The sequence below is a fragment of the Chloroflexus sp. genome, assembly GCF_034435895.1.
GTDB lineage: Bacteria > Chloroflexota > Chloroflexia > Chloroflexales > Chloroflexaceae > Chloroflexus.
Genome location: NZ_DAOTWH010000123.1, coordinates 1 through 4,341 on the forward strand (window position 1 = coordinate 1; position 4,341 = coordinate 4,341).

At 61.1% G+C, this 4,341-nt stretch carries 2 protein-coding genes; both read left to right on the forward strand.

Features of this window, described 5'->3' with window-relative positions; translation table 11 throughout:
- Positions 1-277: 277 nt before the first annotated feature.
- The gene (locus U9R81_RS07160; protein WP_322494816.1) at positions 278-1,072 is read left to right on the forward strand and encodes a CPBP family intramembrane glutamic endopeptidase; all 795 of its coding nucleotides are present in this window, start codon (positions 278-280) and stop codon (positions 1,070-1,072) included.
- A gap of 359 nt (positions 1,073-1,431) precedes the next feature.
- Entirely contained in the window at positions 1,432-4,161 is a 2,730-nt protein-coding gene (locus tag U9R81_RS07165) for a cation-transporting P-type ATPase (protein WP_322494817.1), read from the forward strand.
- Positions 4,162-4,341 lie beyond the last annotated feature (180 nt).

A 4,341-nucleotide genomic window follows, 5' to 3' on the forward strand; every position in this document is an offset into this window, starting at 1 on the left:
GGCATTGCCCCTGCCGACTTGCCGCACATCTTCGATCGCTTCTACCGCGCTGATCGGGCACGCACGCGCAGCAATCTCCCGTGATAGCGCGATGCATGCCTGATGGGGAGCGCAAGCGTAGCTTATCGTTGGGGTATCGTGTGCGCGATGGCTTTGCCTCCAGCGGTCGTTCTCGCCAGAGCAGGAGATTGCTTCGGGGATGCGCTCCTCGCAATAACAGCAAGAGTACTGCCTGCGATGGCATGAAATGGCATCTTATTGCTGAGCGACACGCCCTATGCCCATCTCTCCCCTTCTCCGCTTTTACCTGATCGCCTTTGGCCTTGCGTGGCTGGGTTGGATCCTAGCGGCGTTGGGTTCGCGGGGTGTGGCGCCGTTTACGGTGCCGGGATGGCAGGTGTTGCTGATCCTGCCCGCAGTGGCGCCGGCGCTGGCCGCCGGTTGGGTGACGCGGGCAAACTATGGGCCGGATCGGGCCAATGCCCTGCTTGCGGCGCTGCTCCGGTGGCGGGTAGCGCCAATCTGGTATCTGGCGGAGGTTGGCGGGTCGGTGGTGATCGTCGGGTTGGCCAAGGCGCTTGCTTCCCTGTTGGGTTGGCCGGACGAGCTGCCAGCGCCGCAGGGCAAACGGGTTGCGGCGGCGATCGCTACCCTGATCAGCTCGCTGTTGGTTAACCCGTGGGAAGAGGTCGGCTGGCGCGGGTTTGCCCTGCCGCACTGGCAACAACGCTACCCGGCGCTGGCAGCCACCGTGATCGTAGGTGGGTTGTGGGGGCTATGGCATTTACCGATCTTTTTCTGGATCGGCAATCCGATGGCGAATTACCCATTTTTGCCGTGGTTAGCGGGCACTATTGCCGGTGCGGTGATCTACACGTGGCTCTACAACAGCGCCGCCGGCAGTTTGTGGCCGGTAACGCTGTGTCACGTCGCGTTCAACACGGCGGCAACGGCGATCGGCGGCTCGCTAGCGGCCTTGGCCGTGGCGCAAATCCTGATCGCGCTGGCCATCATCATCGCTATGGGGCCGGCCCAGCTCGCGCGATGCGAACGGGTGCGCCGGCAGGGATGAGCACTAACGTGGAGTGCAGCAGTTTGACTGCCGCACTCCACATCGGTCAAGTGTTCTAGCGTAATAACTCGTTGTATTGGCAACCCCTCCTAGATGGTTCACCGTTCATCACAATTGAGTAGCGCCACCCTGCGCCCTTTTTCCAGTTGCCCATCTATAACGCAATCTCAAGGATTCCGTATCAGCTTGCGGTATATACTAGTTGTAGGCGCTTTCGCGCCTCTTACATTTGTTACTGCCGGTTTGTACGGCGTTGGGACGGCTCGCTACCATTGATTACTTCACAACACGCGCCAAGCTAATCGGAGGCGCTGTCGCTGCCGCTCGATCTGCTAAGCGCGTGGTAGAAAGGAGAGCCTATGACCACTCCGTCGACGCAATTCACTGCCAATCAACTGTGGCACAGCGAGTCGCCGGAATATGTAACGTCAACGTTAGGCAGCCATGAGCGCTACGGTCTCAGCGCCAGCGAAGCGGAGCGCCGGCTTAAACAGTACGGGCCGAACGTGATTACGGCCAAAGGCGGCAAAAGCCCGCTGGTGCGCTTCCTGTTACAGTTTCATAATCCGCTGCTCTATATTCTGCTGATTTCCAGCTTGATCACGCTGCTGCTCAAAGACCCGGTTGATGCCGCGATTATCTTTGGCGCGGTGCTCATTAACGTCATTCTTGGCTATATCCAAGAAAGCCGGGCCGAAAAGGCGATCGAGGCCTTGGCCCGCGCTATGAAGATGGAAGCGACGGTGGTGCGTGATGGCAAGACGATACGCCTCTCTGCCGCCGAGTTGGTTCCCGGCGATGTGGTGATCTTGCATAGCGGCGATCGCGTGCCTGCCGATCTGCGCCTCATTCATACCCGCGATCTGCAGATTGCTGAAGCGGCGCTGACCGGCGAGTCGGTGCCGGTCAGCAAAGATGCCCACGCCGCCATCGAACCCGATACCGCGCTGGCCGACCGGGTGACAATGGCTTATGCCTCGACGCTGGTGACATACGGGCAAGGGATGGGGATTGTGGTGGCAACCGGCAATCAGACTGAAGTAGGTCGTATCTCGCAGCTCATCGCCAGTGCGCACGATCTACAAACGCCGCTGACCCGCAAGATCGCCGAGTTTAGCCGGTTGCTGCTCTTTGTCATTCTTGGCTTCGCCGCACTGACGATGGTGATCGGCTTTATGCGCGGCCAGCCGTTGATCGACTCGCTGATTGCCGCGATTGCGCTCGCCGTGAGCGCAATCCCCGAAGGGTTGCCCGCTGCAGTCACGGTGACGCTTGCGATCGGTGTGGTGCGCATGGCGCGCCGGCAAGCGATCATTCGCAAGCTGCCGGCGGTTGAGACACTGGGTAGCACGACTGTCATCTGCTCGGATAAGACGGGCACGCTGACCCAAAACCAGATGACTGTGCAGCGGATTGTGGCTGGTGGTGAATCATTCGCTACCACCGGCTCAGGCTACCAACCGGAGGGTGAAATCACGCTTCACGGTGCGCCAGCGGCGGCGGCGGCGCATCCGGCGTTGGCGGAATGCTTGCGGGCCGGTCTGCTCTGCAACGATAGCGAACTGGTTGAAGCAGAAGGTCGTTGGGATGTGCGTGGCGATCCGACCGAAGGCGCGCTGTTGGTGGCTGCCTACAAAGCCGGCATTCGCCAAGAGCAATGGCTGACGCGGCTCGATAGCATCCCATTCGAGTCGGAACACCAGTACATGGCGACGCTCCACGATGCTGGCCCCGATCGGGAGCGGGTGGTCTACCTGAAAGGATCGGTTGAGGCTGTCTTGGCGCGTTGCGAGACGATGCTCGACGCTGCCGGCAAGTTGGTGCCGTGCGATGCAGCCGCGATCCAACGCGCTGCTGAGGCGTTGGCCGGGCAGGGGTTGCGCGTGCTGGCGTTTGCTCGCGGTTGCTTGCCCCCCGGCACAGAATCGATCACGCATCACGATGTGATAAGCGGGTTGACCTTCCTTGGCCTGCAAGGCATGGTTGATCCGCCTCGTCCTGAAGCGATCACTGCCGTGCGGGCCTGCCAAGAGGCCGGCATCAAGGTCAAGATGATCACCGGCGATCATGCCCTCACCGCAGCCGCAATTGCCGAGCAGATCGGGCTAGAGCGAGGGCGCAGACCGGCGGTGCTTACCGGGCGCGAGATTGAAGGTCTCACCGATGAGGAACTTAGCGCTGCCGCCGAGCGCACGACCGTCTTTGGCCGTGTGACCCCCGAACAGAAGCTGCGGCTTGTGCAGGCGTTACAAGCGCGCGGCCATATCGTGGCGATGACCGGCGATGGTGTCAACGATGCGCCGGCGCTCAAGCAGGCCGACATTGGCATTGCGATGGGCCTGATGGGCACCGATGTGGCCCGCGAAGCGGCGGATATGGTGCTGACCGATGACAACTTCGCCACTATCGAAGCCGCGGTGGAAGAGGGACGCGGCGTATTCGATAACCTGACCAAGATCATTGCTTGGACACTTCCTACCAACGTCGGCGAAGGGTTGGTCATTCTGGCCGCCATCCTGATCGGTTCGGTCTTGCCGGTCTTGCCGGTGCAAATCCTGTGGGTCAACATGGCCACCGTCGCCGCGTTGGGCCTTGTGTTAGCCGCCGAGCGCAAAGAACCGGGGATTATGCAACGCCGGCCGCGCAAGATTGATGCCCCGATCCTCGACAGCACCTTGCTCTGGCGCACGCTGGCAGTCGGGTTACTGATCGTTATCAGCGCCTTCTCGCTCTTTGAATGGGAATTGCAAGCTGGCGCCAGTCTTGCCGAAGCGCGCACGGTGGCGGTCAACGTGATAGTGATAATTGAACTCTTCTACGTGCTGAACTGCCGTTCGCTCACCCATTCGATGTTCCAAATCGGCGTGTTTAGCAACCGCTGGCTGTTTGTCGGCGTGGGAGTGATGATCCTCTTGCAATTGGCTTTCACGTACTTGCCGTGGATGAACCAGATAATGTACAGTGCGCCGATCGGTCTCGATGCGTGGTGGCGAATTGTGGCAGTTGCGTTAATTGGCTATCTCCTGATCGAGCTTGAGAAATGGCTGCGCCGGCAATACGCTAATCGCCGCCAGCCGGCATTGGCGTGAGGGTAAGGCCGGCCCTCACACCCCGCCCCTTCTCCCACCCGATCCAGCCCCCTTCGGGGGCGGAATGCGACACCCCTCCCCCAGCGGGGGAGGGGGTGGGAAAACCCGGCCCTGAAGGGCCGGGCTAGGGGTACGAAGCCGCTGCGCGGGCTAGCCCTCACCCCCCGACCCCCTCTCCCG